Origin of the sequence: Photorhabdus akhurstii (genome assembly GCF_018448925.1) — a bacterium.
GTDB classification, from domain to species: Bacteria; Pseudomonadota; Gammaproteobacteria; order Enterobacterales; family Enterobacteriaceae; genus Photorhabdus; species Photorhabdus akhurstii.
In genome coordinates, this window is sequence record NZ_RCWE01000003.1 from 321,615 (window position 1) to 335,901 (window position 14,287).

General features: G+C 40.6%; 15 protein-coding genes and 1 pseudogene. 8 read left to right on the forward strand and 8 right to left on the reverse strand.

Annotated features, from left to right (window positions below; translation table 11 throughout):
- Positions 1-92: 92 nt before the first annotated feature.
- The 6 genes from EAE93_RS06160 to EAE93_RS06185 all read right to left on the reverse strand — a co-directional run bounded on the left by EAE93_RS06160 (position 93) and on the right by EAE93_RS06185 (position 4,616).
- Entirely contained in the window at positions 93-443 is a 351-nt protein-coding gene (locus EAE93_RS06160) for a hypothetical protein (protein WP_214039302.1), read from the reverse strand.
- Between the two features lie 64 nt (positions 444-507).
- The gene (locus tag EAE93_RS06165) at positions 508-1,674 is read right to left on the reverse strand and encodes an FAD-dependent oxidoreductase (RefSeq protein WP_110086336.1); all 1,167 of its coding nucleotides are present in this window, start codon (positions 1,672-1,674) and stop codon (positions 508-510) included.
- Positions 1,675-1,851: 177 nt separating this feature from the next.
- The gene (locus tag EAE93_RS06170; protein WP_046397896.1) at positions 1,852-2,451 is read right to left on the reverse strand and encodes a short chain dehydrogenase; all 600 of its coding nucleotides are present in this window, start codon (positions 2,449-2,451) and stop codon (positions 1,852-1,854) included.
- A gap of 733 nt (positions 2,452-3,184) precedes the next feature.
- Entirely contained in the window at positions 3,185-3,586 is a 402-nt protein-coding gene (locus EAE93_RS06175) for a type II toxin-antitoxin system MqsA family antitoxin (protein ID WP_046397899.1), read from the reverse strand.
- Between the two features lie 15 nt (positions 3,587-3,601).
- Positions 3,602-3,898 carry a type II toxin-antitoxin system MqsR family toxin gene (locus EAE93_RS06180; RefSeq protein WP_110086337.1) on the reverse strand — a complete coding sequence of 99 codons (297 nt, stop codon included), beginning with the start codon at positions 3,896-3,898 and terminating at the stop codon, positions 3,602-3,604.
- A gap of 484 nt (positions 3,899-4,382) precedes the next feature.
- Complete coding sequence (locus EAE93_RS06185; RefSeq protein ID WP_036810443.1) at positions 4,383-4,616, reverse strand: hypothetical protein; 234 nt, start codon at positions 4,614-4,616, stop codon at positions 4,383-4,385.
- A 185-nt stretch (positions 4,617-4,801) separates the two neighbouring features.
- Here EAE93_RS06185 and EAE93_RS06190 point away from each other — a divergent pair, with 185 nt between their 5' ends.
- The 5 genes from EAE93_RS06190 to glnB all read left to right on the forward strand — a co-directional run bounded on the left by EAE93_RS06190 (position 4,802) and on the right by glnB (position 10,464).
- On the forward strand, positions 4,802-6,241 hold the full coding sequence (locus tag EAE93_RS06190; RefSeq protein WP_214039342.1) for a sensor histidine kinase: 1,440 nt from the start codon (positions 4,802-4,804) through the stop codon (positions 6,239-6,241).
- 3 nt (positions 6,242-6,244) lie between these two features.
- On the forward strand, positions 6,245-7,087 hold the full coding sequence (gene qseG / locus EAE93_RS06195; protein WP_040149415.1) for a two-component system QseEF-associated lipoprotein QseG: 843 nt from the start codon (positions 6,245-6,247) through the stop codon (positions 7,085-7,087).
- Positions 7,084-8,421: a two-component system response regulator GlrR gene (glrR, locus tag EAE93_RS06200; protein ID WP_036810434.1), complete on the forward strand. Its 1,338-nt coding sequence runs from the start codon at positions 7,084-7,086 to the stop codon at positions 8,419-8,421. The genes qseG and glrR overlap by 4 nt, the downstream gene beginning before the upstream one ends.
- Before the next feature lie 66 nt (positions 8,422-8,487).
- Entirely contained in the window at positions 8,488-10,110 is a 1,623-nt protein-coding gene (locus tag EAE93_RS06205) for an NAD+ synthase (protein WP_040149499.1), read from the forward strand.
- A gap of 15 nt (positions 10,111-10,125) precedes the next feature.
- Positions 10,126-10,464 (forward strand): nitrogen regulatory protein P-II, encoded by a 339-nt coding sequence (gene glnB, locus EAE93_RS06210; RefSeq protein ID WP_011147501.1) that lies wholly within the window; start codon positions 10,126-10,128, stop codon positions 10,462-10,464.
- A gap of 532 nt (positions 10,465-10,996) precedes the next feature.
- Here the strand turns inward: glnB and EAE93_RS06215 are convergent.
- The gene (locus tag EAE93_RS06215) at positions 10,997-11,287 is read right to left on the reverse strand and encodes a hypothetical protein (protein WP_036777751.1); all 291 of its coding nucleotides are present in this window, start codon (positions 11,285-11,287) and stop codon (positions 10,997-10,999) included.
- A 613-nt stretch (positions 11,288-11,900) separates the two neighbouring features.
- On the opposite strand from EAE93_RS06215, the gene EAE93_RS06220 reads away from it, so the two are divergent.
- The 3 genes from EAE93_RS06220 to EAE93_RS06230 all read left to right on the forward strand — a co-directional run bounded on the left by EAE93_RS06220 (position 11,901) and on the right by EAE93_RS06230 (position 13,027).
- The gene (locus tag EAE93_RS06220; RefSeq protein ID WP_415186279.1) at positions 11,901-12,218 is read left to right on the forward strand and encodes a bacteriophage T4 gp5 trimerisation domain-containing protein; all 318 of its coding nucleotides are present in this window, start codon (positions 11,901-11,903) and stop codon (positions 12,216-12,218) included.
- A gap of 8 nt (positions 12,219-12,226) precedes the next feature.
- Positions 12,227-12,739 carry a hypothetical protein gene (locus EAE93_RS24420; protein WP_332008406.1) on the forward strand — a complete coding sequence of 171 codons (513 nt, stop codon included), beginning with the start codon at positions 12,227-12,229 and terminating at the stop codon, positions 12,737-12,739.
- A gap of 81 nt (positions 12,740-12,820) precedes the next feature.
- A complete protein-coding gene (locus EAE93_RS06230) occupies positions 12,821-13,027 on the forward strand; it encodes a PAAR domain-containing protein (RefSeq protein ID WP_214039303.1) in 207 nt (68 codons plus the stop codon).
- Positions 13,028-13,167: 140 nt separating this feature from the next.
- Here the strand turns inward: EAE93_RS06230 and EAE93_RS06235 are convergent.
- A pseudogene (locus EAE93_RS06235) lies at positions 13,168-14,208 on the reverse strand (IS630 family transposase).
- Positions 14,209-14,287: the final 79 nt, after the last annotated feature.

Sequence of the window (14,287 nt, forward strand, 5' to 3'; positions counted from 1 at the left end):
CTTCTGAATTGATTGTTTTTAAACATATCTAAGGTTATATGTGTAAAAATAGGCTGTAAGAAATGAAACTCAGTCTATTTTAAACATTGTATTTACCATCCTAAATAATAATCATCAGCTAACCAGCATGGTCTGTTTAAATGAAACCATTCTTGTAAAAGATTTTCTGTTACACAAAATGCCCCTTCTGTCCACCCTTGTTGACTTGAATAAGCTTCACCAATGATATGAATTGATTCATCGCATATAGGGCGGCGCATATAAGGCATTACCTCATTAACATAAATTCCTGCATGCCAGGCATGATAGCCGCCGCCATAAGGATCTTGAGACCAATCTTTAATTCGTGCAATATAAGGGGGTGGAATTTTTATTCCATGTAGTTCTTCAACTTGGCTCATAGCTTCATCAATTGAGTTTTTAGAAGCTTTATTATTTGGCACAAATATTTTTTCAATTTTTTCTTTCGATAGTTAGTCATGTTGGTTTCCTTTTTGCGTATTAATATCAGATTTTAAATGGAGTTACGTCATAGAATGTATGGCCATTAATAGCTAATTGGGCACATATCTTGCCAAGTAATGGCGTGAATTTAGCACCCCATCCAGAAGTATAAACGACAATATTTGAATGACCTGGTAACGAATCTAAGTAGAAAGGTTTGTCATCCTTTGGCATTGCTAACATGCATGTAGATGTAAATTTGGGTTCTGGGTCAAGATATTCCATATGGTTCTTAACCCACTGGTTTGTACCTTCAAAATCACTTTTTGTTGGCGGTGTCCGTTGCTCTGGACTGTCATAAATTTTGAATGGATAATCTGGCGCTACTTTAATGTAGCCTGGGTTTTTCCAAGGCGCCTCAGGGAACCCATAATATAAATTACTATTTTTAGCATTAGGTTTCTGGAATGCAAACCATGTTGGATAATTTATTTTTGGATTTTTTTTACGAAAATATGCAGAAACCATATCCCAGATTTCTAAATTAAGAATAGTACCCAAAGGCGAGATTAATTTATTGGTATATGGACCAACGGCCATGACGATTTTTTTGCCGTGATATATTTCTTTATTTGTCGTTACAATTACTTCATTACAGCCATCTGATTCAATTTTTGTTACTAAATTGTATTCTTTAAAATGTACTCCATTATTGTGAGAAACATTATAGAGGGTTCTTAAAGTTGCAGGTAGATTAATAATACCACCGTTGGCTTGGAAAAAGCCTATATAATTATCGGGTATATTTTTAAATTGATACCAAGCTTCAATTTCTTTTGCGGTTAAATATTGATAAGGAATCCCCATTCTTTTCATTGTATTAATGGTAGAATTAATTCCGCCTTCGGTTGTTGGGATTGTTGGATCTCCAAACCAAAGGCTGCCAACATATGAAATAAGTTCAGTTACTGTTTGTTTTTGCAGCCTTTTCCATTCTGGGGTAGAATCAATAACCATTTGGGTCATAAAGTCATCATCGTATTGAAAGCGGAACTGACGGGAAGCTTCCGCGCTACTAGATAATTGATTAAAGAAGGAAGATTGCTCTAGGACGAGAACATCTTTTCCGTTTAATGTAGTGTGTCCCCCAAAAAAGGATGTTGCATTATATGCTGTGGAAAGGCCAATCAATCCACCACCAATAACGATTAACTCATATATTTTAGCCATAAACGTACCTTTATTGTAGTGTATACTTTGTAAAATATAGAATATTTACTGCCTATCCTGATGGGAATAACTGGTACAGGCAGTTTGAATACGAACTAACTTAATTTAGCTGTTTGATAGCTAACTAATATAAATATACAAGTCTTTTAGGATTATATATTAATATTTTTTTCTAAATTAATAAACTTCGTAGTTTTGTCCGGTTTGAGCTCCGTCGACACTTTTTCTAAAAGCAAGTGCTACACGGCTAGCAGGAACAGCATTAAAACCTGGGAAAAACTCACTGTATTTATCCAATGATTCCTGTAAGACATTAGGGCTAACGCTGTTTATACGAATTCCCCTTGGCATTTCAATTGCTGCACATTTTACAAATGCCTTAACACCACCATTTGCCATCGCTGCTGATGCCCCTTGTAGGATAGGGTCGTCCATTATAATTCCAGTTGTTAAAGTAAAACTTCCGCCATCGTTAATATAGTCCATCCCCAACAGTACTAAGTTAATTTGGCCTTTGAGTTTACTGTTTATTGCTATTTCGTTTAACTCTGGAGTTAATTTTGAAACTGATCCAAAATGTGCGCTACCTGTTGCACTGACTACAGCATCAACTTTGCCAATTCTCTCATACATGCTTTTAATACTATCAACGGAAGTGATATCAACTACAACGTCTAAGCCATTTCTTCCGGCACGAATGACTTCGTGATTTTTTTCTAATTCTTCCGAGATTGCTTTTCCTATTGTACCGCTTGCTCCAATAACAATAACTTTCATTTCTGTTTACCCTTTCCTAATTAATAAAATTTTCTCGACTACATCGTTGCATAATGAATATTACTTTTAACTCGACATAAGTGGAAGTCTCTAATAATGCTAGAGCATAAAATGAAATTTACAACTCCAATAGTTGAATCAAACAACAGTGCGGGGTGGATTTGTACAAAATAAGCTCAAATTGAGTCTTTTTAAGACTCTTTTGGGGTATTTTTTCTTAATAATTTAAGTTTGAATATATTTTTTACGAGATATCAAAAACATACTGTCAGAGATTCATGGTGTCCAAATAAAGTGGAGCGAAGATAGTCCGTGGATGTGCATTTTCCGTAATGCTCGTAGGTAGTTAAGGTAAGTACCACGGTGTAAGTGAATTGTGTCAACCGGTTTTTCCGGCTGATAGTGTTGATTGGCTTCATTGTGATTCTTTGTTTCGTAACTGACGTGAGATCACAGTTGAAGCCATTTTTTATTTGTTTTCGCATTCCATCCAGAGGTATAAACGGCTATGTTTGGATGATTTGGTAATGAATCTAGATAGAAAGGTCTTTCACTCTGTGGTTAACATAATTATATAAATTTTCTAGACTCATTATATTGAGCGTATGGAAATGTGCTGGTTTTGCCGAATGCGAAGTTGATAGATAAATCGATTTCGATTCCAGTCGTGTTGCTTGAGGATAGACCTATTAATTAATAAGGGGTTGGAGTTTAATAGAGCGAAAGGGAAGAATCACATCATCCTGACCTCAGAGAGTAAATCGGGGTGACGATCCAACACTTTAAGCAACTTCACCAAAGCTAGAGATGGCTTGGTCTTACCGTTTTCATAGCGCGAGAAAGCATTGATACCACCGCCGAAGATTTCAGAAGCTTCCCGCTGATCAAGCGCGAGCTTCTTACGTACTCTGGCAATGAACTTAGGATCGACTATGGCCGCGTTGACTTGCTTCGAGAATGTCCGCATTTCGCACATGACGCGTTCCGATTCCGCAGCATCCAAAATAGATTCGGCGCAGGCAGGGCAAAAGTCGCCTGTTACCGCAGAAATGATGGTGGTTTCGCCCTTGTAAGTATAGGGCAGATCGCGGGTGTCATGGATAAGTTCCGCTGCACCGCAAACAGGGCATTTCATGTTCATAGCTCCTATTCATAACTCTTTGAAGGACACGATCAGCACGTCATCAATGACCGTCAGTTTCAGGTACACGTCGCCTACCTGTATACTTGGTCGGTACACATCTTGCCAGACAGAATGATCAGAGTAAGTAGTCATACTCTTGTAGAAGTCTGCTGGAGTGAGCGCCATCACTACGGCTAACATATCGGAGAACTCCAGCCCCAACTCATTCGCACCGACTCGCGCAGCATGTGTGGTACGTACCTTTCCAGCTTTAATCAAGGTTTTGACCACTGATAACTTACAATGTGGGGTCCGTTTTTCCATATGAGCGGATATTAACCTAGTTGGTTAGTATAATGCAATATCTCAAATTGAGTGGGATCTTGAACCATATATGGCGGTTCCCTGTTTTGGGTTTGGTACATATTTTCCCCCGAATAGAAATTTTTTTATTTCTATCTACGATGGTACATCATTGGCTGATAAAGGCCAGATATGAAGCAAATAATATCGGCCATTGACATGATAGCAATGCTGGTAATTCAAATGTGAAAGCTTTGTATCGGTGAATTCCTAGGCGTTTAGATGCCCAATTGTTCTATTGTCTCAATTACCCGACAAACATGCGTTATGAATGTCTCAAAAAGGAGACATTTAATTATTTGATTTTAATCTATTTTTATTTGCATGATTTTGAGTGTCTTTAATTGGCGACAGAAAATAAATTTTGCTCATATCGGAAAAGAAGCTGTTTAGTTGCTGAAACGTAACATTTAATTTTTTCTAAAGTAAAAACAGTTGGTTATGATTATTTTTTTAATGTTGGCATGGAATCTGCATTAAGCTGGCACAGTTGCTCATTCAACTTCTTATGTCGGCCCACATTAGGTGGAGAGATGCCACATAAACCATCGAATGATGCCAAAGTAAGGTGCCTACCGTCCAACTCAGTGATATCGCTTTCGGGCCTTATCAAACATCGGGCGACACGTGGAGTGAGGCACCAACCTATGTCTGACTGTTGCAGATAAACAGCGGGCATGCGTTATCCTCACTGGCGGGATAGTAGCGAAAACTATTATCCCGCCGTCATCGCTCAGGTGTTTACCTGCCCCTTTGTACTGTTTGCGTCTTACACTGATTTTCAGTCACAGCAGAATTTATCAGCCGATGGGTTTTTCTATTCGCCCTTTGTCGGTTAGCATTGGTGTACTGACAGGTTACGAGATGATTTCCTTGAAAAAATGGCGTTTATTTCCGCGCTCATTGCGCCAATTAGTTGTCATGGCCTTCTGGCTGGTGTTATTGCCGTTGTTGGTTCTGGCTTATCAGGCTTACCAGAGTCTTGATCAACTCAGTGAGCAAGCGGCTGATATAAATCGTACCACGCTAGCGGATGCCCGCCGCAGTGAGGCTATGACAGGTATTGCATTGGAGATGGAGCGCAGTTATCGCCAATATTGTGTGTTAGGGGATAAGACGCTGGAAAACCTCTACCAAAGGCAATATCAGCAATACTTTAAGATGCTGAAAGATCAGATGGCGATACTTGATGATCAACAGCATATTAAGACGCTTAACAGCTTATTATCGCAATTGACAAAAATCAGTTGCTTCAATAGCGAACCTACCCAACCTGCCGCTCAATTACTTGAGCAATTCTCCAATGCTAATAGTCAAATGGTACAGACTACCCGTGATATTATTTTCAGCCGAGGAGAACAGCTACAGAGAGATATTGCTGAAAAAGGACAATTTTTTGGCTGGCAGAGTCTTATTTTATTTCTACTGAGTGCGTTATTGGTCGCGTTATTTACTCGCATGATTATCGGGCCGGTTAAAGGGATTGAACGCATGATTAACCGATTGGGAGAAGGGCAATCATTAGGCGTTCGCATAGATTCTTTTCAGGGGCCGCGAGAACTCCGTTCTCTGGCACAACGGATTGTCTGGCTCAGTGAACGCCTGGCTTGGTTAGAATCACAACGCCATGAGTTTTTACGTCATATTTCTCATGAACTGAAAACCCCGCTGGCAAGTATGCGGGAAGGGACAGAACTACTGGCTGATGAAGTGGCAGGGCCATTAACGGCTGATCAGCAAGAAGTGGTTGCTATTCTTGATAATAGTAGTAAACATTTACAACAATTGATCGAGCAATTACTGGATTATAACCGTAAGCTGGCAGATGGCCCGACGGAGCAACAGCAGGTTTCTCTGCGGGAAATTGTTAATGAAGTGGTTTTATCACACAGTTTACCCGCGAGATCGAAGAATATTCAGACGGAAATTCAGCTTGATGCTGATATTTTATGGGCAGAGCCTACGCTATTAATGCGGGTTATTGATAATCTCTACTCTAATGCGGTGCACTATGGCGCCGAATCCGGTAACATCTGGGTTTCAAGTCGTCAGATTGGCAAATATGTTCAAATTAATGTTGCTAATACCGGCACGCCCATTCCTGAATCAGAACGTAGTATGATTTTTGAACCGTTCTATCAGGGAACGCTCCAGCGCAAAGGTGCAGTGAAAGGCAGCGGTCTTGGGTTAAGTATTGCTCAGGATTGTATTAAGCGTATGGGGGGCGAACTGATATTGATTCAGAGCGAATTTGCTGACGTCTGTTTTCGTATTAAATTGCCATTAACTGCTGAGAATGAATAAATAATGCATAACAGGTCTACTTACCGTTTTGTACAAAAGACGGATCGGCAGAATATTGCGGTACAACCTGGGAAAAACGTGTTGGTTGCCAGATTGTTATTACCACGAGTTTCAATTTGGGGTTTTAGCATGATTTTGCTGATCTTCATCGTTTTTTTATTGGCGGGTTGCGTCAAAAATCCGGTTAATAATAATTTAACGGCAGTGACGCAAATGGTAATACCAGAGCAACGGGTAACGGATTACCGTATTGTAGAATGTGAGTTAATGTGGGATTTAGAGACGCCGCCATCGATTGAGAATGTGCTTTACTGGCTGAGATTGATGGGCTGTTCAGATCGCCTGACATCAGCTAAAGCGCGTAATATGGCGAAATACACTCTTCCGGTCACTTGGGATATGGCTTTTAAACAAAGTATTTTACTTAATAGTGCCGGGCCTACGTTGTCTGAACGTCGGAAAATGGTTGAAAATTTCAACAAATACAGGTTGAAATTCCCAGACTCGTTGCGACCGTTATTACAGTTATGGCGCGAACAGCAGGTTCAGCAAATTGCAGTGGCTGAGGAGCGGGCAAGATTCCAAAAATTACAGGCCGATACGGATAATAAACTTGATCGTCTGCGAGAAAGTCGCGCACGGTTGGAATTTGAGCTACAAGAAACTTCTCGTAAACTGGAAAACCTGACAGATATTGAGCGTCAGCTCTCTTCCCGTAAGCAAAATCAGGGGAGTGCTGGATCAGGTAATTCGGATAAACATGCTGAAACGCCAGCGACGACATTACCTAGCAAAAACAGTACGCCAAACAATACCTCTGAATCAGATAAAGGAGCCGCACCATGACAGCGCGTAAGCCAGCCCATCTTCTTCTGGTTGATGACGATCCTGGTTTGTTGAAATTGTTGGGAATGCGTCTTACCAGTGAAGGCTTTCGTGTCACAACCGCAGAAAGTGGCGGTGAAGCGTTGAGACTGTTAACTAAAGAAAAAGTTGATTTGGTGATCAGTGATCTGCGTATGGATGAAATGGATGGTATGGCACTGTTCGCTGAAATCCAGAAGCAACAACCGGGCATGCCGGTTATTATTCTGACAGCTCATGGTTCAATTCCAGAGGCAGTGGCGGCCACTCAACAGGGGGTCTTCAGTTTTCTGACTAAACCGGTTGATCGGGATGCGCTTTATAAAGCGATTGATGGCGCATTGGCGTTGTCCACGCCCGCTAGTGATGAGCAGTGGCGGGAGCAGATAGTTACCCGCAGTCCTGTTATGTTGCGCTTGTTGGAGCAGGCGCGAATGGTCGCTCAATCCGATGTCAGTGTACTGATAAACGGTCAGAGTGGCACCGGGAAGGAAGTGTTAGCCCTGGCAATTCACCGCGCCAGTCCGCGAGCGAAAAAACCATTTATCGCGATTAATTGTGGCGCTTTGCCAGAACAACTCCTTGAGTCAGAACTGTTTGGTCATGCTAAAGGCGCATTTACCGGTGCGGTCAGTAGCCGTGAAGGGCTATTCCTTACTGCGCAGGGAGGAACACTGTTTCTTGATGAAATCGGTGATATGCCGCTGGCTTTGCAGGTTAAATTATTGCGGGTATTGCAGGAACGTAAGATACGCCCGCTCGGAAGTAATCGTGATCTGGATATTGATGTACGGATTATCTCCGCGACGCACCGTGATTTACCGAAGGCAATGGCAAAAAATGAATTTCGCGAAGATCTCTATTACCGCCTAAATGTTGTGAACTTGAAAATTCCAGCTTTGAATGGTCGGGTTGAAGATATTCCTTTATTGGCGAATCATCTGTTGCGTGAATCAGCGAAACGGCATAAACCTTTTGTTCGTAGTTTCTCCGTTGATGCAATGAAATGTCTGATGGCGGCAAGTTGGCCTGGCAATGTGCGTCAGCTTGTTAATGTGATCGAACAGTGTGTTGCGCTAACTACTGCGCCGGTTATTAGTGAAGCCTTAGTTATGCAGGCGCTGGAAGGGGAAAATACAGCGTTGCCCACTTTTGTAGAAGCCAGAAATCAGTTTGAACTGAATTATCTGCGTAAATTGCTGCAAATGACCAAAGGGAATGTGACTCATGCGGCGCGTATGGCGGGGCGTAACCGGACTGAATTCTACAAATTACTGGCGCGCCATGAATTGGATGCGAATGATTTTAAAGAATAACTTTTCTGCTGCTCAGGAAGTTTTTACACTGATATAAATATTGGTGGCTTGGGAGAGCCAAATTATATGAGCCGTACTCTTAATATTGCCCTTGCACAGCTTAATTGGATGATTGGCGACATTGAAGGCAACTGTGAACGTATGTTGCAGACAGTACAGGAACAACAGCAACAAAGTGCTGATTTGGTAATGTTTTCTGAACTGGCGATATCCGGTTATTCTCCAGAAGATCTATTATTCCGGGCTGATTTTCATCAGCGTTGCCGTGAGCAATTGGCACGTTTACAAGCTGCCAGTTGCCAAACTGCTATTTTAGTTGGTCATCCTTGGGAACAGGACGGAGAGATTTACAACGCACTTTCCTTATTCTGGCAAGGGAAAGTTTTGGCCCGTTATTTCAAACAACGGTTACCAAATTATGGTGTTTTTGATGAAAAACGCTATTTTAACGCGGGCGATCAAAGCTGTGTTGTGCCATTTAAGGGCTACAATCTCGGCTTATTGATTTGTGAAGATTTATGGTTTGATGAACCGATTGATGCCTTGAAACAGGCCGGTGCAAACTTAATTCTTTCTATCAACGCTTCTCCATATAATCGTGAAAAACCTTATATTCGTTATGAACTGATTAGAGAACATTGCCAACGTACAGATCTACCCATGATTTATCTTAATCAAGTTGGTGGTCAGGATGAGCTGATTTTCGATGGCTGTTCTAAAGTTTTTAATGCAAATGGTGAAGTGACTCATCGGTTAGCCGCATTTAATGAACAGATCCAGCAATGCCGCTTTAATGAATTAACGATTGAACCTATGGTTAATCCGGCGCCTGAATTACCGCCATTGCAGCAGGTATATCAGGCATTAGTCCTTTCAGTGCATGATTACGTTCGCAAAAATGGCTTTCAAGGCGTGTTATTAGGCTTATCTGGGGGAATTGACTCTGGTTTAACGCTGGCAATCGCTGTTGATGCATTGGGTAAAGATCATGTTCAGGCTGTTATGATGCCATTCCGCTATACATCTGAAATGAGTATAGAAGATGCTAAAGAACAAGCTGAGATATTGGGTGTTGAGTTTAATGTGGTGTCGATCGAACCGATGTTTGATGCATTTATGGCACAATTTGAACCTCTGTTTGCGGGTACGGCCAAAGATACCACCGAAGAGAATTTACAGGCGCGTTGCCGTGCCGTTATTCTGATGGCGATGTCTAATAAACGCCATCGTCTCGTGCTGACGACCAGTAATAAGAGTGAATCAGCGGTGGGATATTCCACATTATATGGTGATATGGCGGGTGGTTTTAATGCGCTGAAAGATGTACCGAAAACATTGGTATTTGAATTAGCAAAATATCGTAATACCGTTTCGCCGGCGATACCTCAAAGAGTGATTGATCGTCCGCCATCGGCAGAATTGGCGCCTGGGCAGCTTGATCAGGACAGTTTACCGCCTTATGACATTTTGGATGATATTCTGGAAAGTTATGTGGAACAGGATAAGTCGGTTGATGAGCTGGTGGCTGCGGGGTTTGATGAACAGATTGTGCGTAAAGTTGTTCGTTTGGTTGATATCAACGAATATAAACGTCGTCAGGCGCCGGTGGGGCCACGTATTACACCACGCAATTTTGGTAAAGACAGACGCTACCCGATTACCTCTGGTTTCGGCCGTAAAAACTGGTAACAACAGGAAAACTTCATGAAAAAGATTGATGCAATTATCAAACCTTTCAAGCTGGATGATGTGCGTGAAGCTCTGGCAGAAGTGGGTATCACCGGAATGACGGTAACCGAGGTGAAAGGTTTTGGACGTCAGAAAGGACACACTGAGCTGTATCGCGGTGCGGAATATATGGTGGATTTTCTGCCAAAAGTGAAAATAGAAATTGTCGTGCCAGATGATATTGTCGATACCTGTGTTGAAACCATTATGCAGACGGCACAGACCGGGAAAATCGGTGATGGTAAAATATTTGTATTCGACGTGGCGCGTGTTGTGCGTATCCGTACCGGCGAGCAGGACGAAGAGGCGATTTAACTTAATTTAGATTTTTAGGGGGTGGTGACAGGTAGATATAAGGCACCACTCTCAATAAAAGTAGCCGGAATTCTTCGATGACCGTTTAGACGGTCATCGATAATAGATACATTCATTTATAATCTTATATACTCAATCAAGGCGATGAACTACCTTACAAGTAAAGGTTCTATCACATACCCATTTTCTGTAACTCGATTTTCTCCGACAATAATCTTAGTGTCAGGTAAAATGAAATATGAATATATGATTTTAAGTCTTCTGACTGACATAATATAACCACGCCAATCGTCGACAACCCAAGAATCTCTATAACCTCCAGAAACTATAGTAAAATAATCGTCGGACACTTTGAATTGTGCTTGATCAGTGCTCCAGTAGTTAATTGCAACTTCAATCGTGTCACATTTCGTATTGTTGGTAACGTGAATCATGCCCATATTACAACTCCCTTACTATTTCAATCTGATTTCATTAAGATTGGACTTTATTAGGATGCCGTTTCGGACTAACAACATTAAATATAAATGAACTAGCTTACAAATAAAGGTTTTATCACATACTCATTTTCTGTAACTCGATTTTCTCCGACAATAATCTTGGTGTCAGGTAAAATGAAATATGAAAATGTAATTCCTAGCCTTTTGACTGACATGATATAACCGCGCCAATCGTCAACAAACCAGGAAGCCCTAAAATATCCAGGACTGATATTAAAATAATCGTCGGACACTGTGAATCTTGCGTAATCAGTACTCCAGTAGTTAATCGCAACTTCAATCGTATCATTTTTCATATTGTTGGTAACGTGAATAATGCCCATATTACAACCCCTCACTATTTCAATCTGATTTTATTAAGATTAGACTTATTAGGATGTTGTTTTGGACTAACAACATTAAGTATAGATGAGGAATTCTTATCTAATTTAACATTCTTTATCGTTTTTATTTCATAAAATAACTGATCACTATAATTAATGTTTAGAATAAATTATCAAAACAGTTTTTAATTTAAACTATCGGATGATTTATTACGGTTTGAAACTAGTTAAATCTTCTCAAACCGTAAATAGTGGTAAATAAGAATTGCGGGAAAACCTCTTGCCTGCTGAAAATATGTTGGATCATTTTTGCCTTGGCTTTCTGGACAGGTCATCATAAACATCATTACTATAAATTAAATACTGTTTCTGTTCACTTCACTTTATTGGTTATTATCACCGTAATATTAAGTTGAAAATTTAAATCACCTTATGTGGGCCAAACATTCATAGTGAATAAATTGTTTATCATTACTTCTGTCCTCTGCCTTCTGCTATTTCATCATATTTTCTTATGAACTCATTGCATGATTGATTAAAAAACATCATAACTGCTTCTTTTGTGATCATTTCGTTTAGGGATATATTGTGAGCTGACGATTCAATATAGGTAATTAAAGGCGATGAGGAAATCTATATTCATGCTCAGAAGAACATGAAAACGGAGATTTTAAACGATGAAATGGTCAATATTGCACATAATCAGACTCATCATATTAGACATGACGCCCATTTACGTGTTGATAATGAATATCGTGTTCTGGCGCAGCATGATATTTCCGTTTCAACCGGACAAAAACTTCATATTAAAGCTGACGATGCGTTGTTGGTACAAAGTGGAAATGAAATTCACCTCAGTTCCGGGGCGAAGATAGTCATTGATGCTGGAAGTGAGCTCACCTTACTGGCTACTCCCGAAATGAGGCCCTAAAACATCTTGTGTTTGATGAACAGGGGCCAACGGAGGTTGCCATAAAAAGTTTCGAAAAAGATTATAAGAAAAATTTTCCTGCTCTTATTAATGGAATATGGGATGGTGAAAAGGATGAATTATCCAGTGGCATGAGTTATAGAAAAATGTTAATTGATCGCCCTAATTGGGTCTGGCTGGAAATGAACCTAAGGATTGACAGTCATCAGTTTGATGTTTCTCGATTAATTGATTTTGTCAAATATTTAGCGGCTAGCCGTGATTTTCCTTATATTCAAGTCGAAAATAATGGTTATACCGTAAAAGGCAAACAAGTTTTTCCTGATCGCCTCAGTGTTGGCTGGATGCTTTACCAGCCCCGCATTATTGACAAATCTTACTTACTTATGGCGGAGGATGTGCTTCCTGTGTATCAAAATAATCAGCAAATCGGCACCCTGATTATTACCAAAAAAGCATCTTTGATGGAAGGAATCAGGATGATATTGATAAATCCAATGATGTTGAAATTCAGTTGGTAGATCTGGGATTACTGCCATTAATTACCGAAGTTTAATGGGTGATGATATTATTTACCACTTGAAAAACGATGGAGAACTTTCATGTTAAAAGCAGTTATTCTGTTAGGTGATACGACAGATCATGGCGGTAAAGTTATTACCGCTATTGATGAATATATTCACAATGATATTCCTATAGCAGGTAAAGAAGATTTGGTCGCGTGTCCCCAATGTAAAGGTGTTTTTCCTATTATCCAGGGGGCTGGATCTTTAAAATATAAAGGAAAACCTATTTTAAAATCCTTATAATTTAGCCCTGTCAATGACAACCAAAGAGACTGATAGTAAAGTGAAAAAGGTAAGACGCTTGGGCAATGAACGTTGTTGACGCATATGACAGAGGAAGTCAGTCAGAATTAGGTGGCATAATGATATTACTAAATAAGATTTCATAATAGTGCTACACTCATTTTTTGTCTTCCTGGCTTTTGCTGTGATGAAAACGATGCCAAAAAGGCATCAACATAATTAAGCAACTGCCACATAAATTGACAACAGTGATTTCGCGTTATTGTCTCATGGAGCGATTGCCATAACCGTTCTATTTTATTTAGCCACGGTGAATAGACCGGTAAAAACAACAGGGTAAATTTGGGATGTCGTGCCAGCCACTCCTTTACCTTCTGACTTTTATGAATACCGTAGTTATCTAAGATTAATGTGAGGGTTTCCGCATGGGGATATTGATGATTCAGTTCATCTAACATTTTGATAAATAAATCAGAGTTCTTTTTTATTCCTTTAACATAGGTGACTTGCCCTGTCTGGGCATTGAGGCAGCCCGCAAGGTAATGTTTTTCATTTTTTCCCGGGGTGGTAACCCGTTTTTGTTGTCCTTTGAAACACCAGTCTGCGCCGATTTTCGGGTTGAAATCAATATCCACCTCATCTTCATAGAAAACGGGATGTTTTTCCGAAATATTCGCTTTGGCTTCTGCGATCTTTGCCATTTTCTCCTCATGTTCAGGATCAGGTTGTTTTACCGTAGGTGCCGCTCTGCGCCAGACAATCCCCACCTGAGCAAAATAACGATAGAGGACACTTTGTGTCAGGGAGAGGTTGAGTCATTCATTAAGAGTATGAGTCATAAGCTCAAGGCTCCAGCGAGAGCGAAGATAGCCGAATTCTTGGGGAGATTGCTGTAATAAGAAAAGCAACAGGCTATAGAAAGGGGTGAGATCCCAGACAGCAGGTCGGCCAGCCGGTAAACTGTTGAGTCCTTCGAGTCCATATAATGTAAACCATTCAACCCAACGATTGATGGAAGAGCGTGCGGCATGAAGGGTTTTGGCGACATAAGTCACCGTCAATCCCTCATTGAGCATCAATAACGCCGTCAATCGACGGGAATAGTTCTTATCGCGGGTTTTATGGATAAGTTTTCTCATTTTCAGGCATTCATTTTGAGGTATGGGTGCTATGATAGGCATCACTCAGTCCGTGTTGAGGTTTGGGATTTTTGGCAATTGATCAGATCGCAAAAATCGGACTGAGTTCCCTTCCAGTGAT

What these genes read in the sequence shown, in the direction of transcription:
- EAE93_RS06165 (WP_110086336.1), bottom strand. Translation starts at nt 1,674, where the DNA reads ATGGCTAAAATATATGAGTTAATCGTTATTGGTGGTGGATTGATTGGC.
- EAE93_RS06170 (WP_046397896.1), bottom strand. Translation starts at nt 2,451, where the DNA reads ATGAAAGTTATTGTTATTGGAGCAAGCGGTACAATAGGAAAAGCAATC.
- EAE93_RS06175 (WP_046397899.1), bottom strand. Translation starts at nt 3,586, where the DNA reads ATGAAATGCCCTGTTTGCGGTGCAGCGGAACTTATCCATGACACCCGC.
- EAE93_RS06180 (WP_110086337.1), bottom strand. Translation starts at nt 3,898, where the DNA reads ATGGAAAAACGGACCCCACATTGTAAGTTATCAGTGGTCAAAACCTTG.
- EAE93_RS06185 (WP_036810443.1), bottom strand. Translation starts at nt 4,616, where the DNA reads ATGCCCGCTGTTTATCTGCAACAGTCAGACATAGGTTGGTGCCTCACT.
- EAE93_RS06190 (WP_214039342.1), top strand. Translation starts at nt 4,802, where the DNA reads ATGATTTCCTTGAAAAAATGGCGTTTATTTCCGCGCTCATTGCGCCAA.
- qseG (WP_040149415.1), top strand. Translation starts at nt 6,245, where the DNA reads ATGCATAACAGGTCTACTTACCGTTTTGTACAAAAGACGGATCGGCAG.
- glrR (WP_036810434.1), top strand. Translation starts at nt 7,084, where the DNA reads ATGACAGCGCGTAAGCCAGCCCATCTTCTTCTGGTTGATGACGATCCT.
- EAE93_RS06205 (WP_040149499.1), top strand. Translation starts at nt 8,488, where the DNA reads ATGAGCCGTACTCTTAATATTGCCCTTGCACAGCTTAATTGGATGATT.
- glnB (WP_011147501.1), top strand. Translation starts at nt 10,126, where the DNA reads ATGAAAAAGATTGATGCAATTATCAAACCTTTCAAGCTGGATGATGTG.
- EAE93_RS06215 (WP_036777751.1), bottom strand. Translation starts at nt 11,287, where the DNA reads ATGGGCATTATTCACGTTACCAACAATATGAAAAATGATACGATTGAA.
- EAE93_RS06230 (WP_214039303.1), top strand. Translation starts at nt 12,821, where the DNA reads ATGTTAAAAGCAGTTATTCTGTTAGGTGATACGACAGATCATGGCGGT.